The sequence below is a fragment of the Bacillus cereus group sp. N31 genome (assembly GCF_016483245.1).
Taxonomy (GTDB): domain Bacteria; phylum Bacillota; class Bacilli; order Bacillales; family Bacillaceae_G; genus Bacillus_A; species Bacillus_A toyonensis.
The window spans coordinates 1-215 of the sequence record NZ_JAEHCH010000138.1; the positions used below are offsets into that span (position 1 = coordinate 1).

A 215-nucleotide genomic window follows, 5' to 3' on the forward strand; every position below is an offset into this window, starting at 1 on the left:
CGAAGTGGCTAAACGCGGCGGACTGTAAATCCGCTCCTTCGGGTTCGGCAGTTCGAATCTGCCCCCCTCCACCATTTTCTTTAAAATAACCTGAGAGGGTTTATTTTTTTGAGAAGATAAGCATACTAGTAAATATTAATGGGCTATAGCCAAGCGGTAAGGCAACGGACTTTGACTCCGTCATGCGCTGGTTCGAATCCAGCTAGCCCAGCCAT

At 47.9% G+C, this 215-nt stretch carries 1 tRNA gene; it reads left to right on the top strand.

Annotated elements, in window-relative coordinates:
- The first annotated feature begins 139 nt into the window (after positions 1 to 139).
- Positions 140 to 214: transfer RNA gene (locus JDS81_RS30145), tRNA-Gln, on the top strand.
- The last annotated feature ends 1 nt before the right edge of the window (position 215 follow it).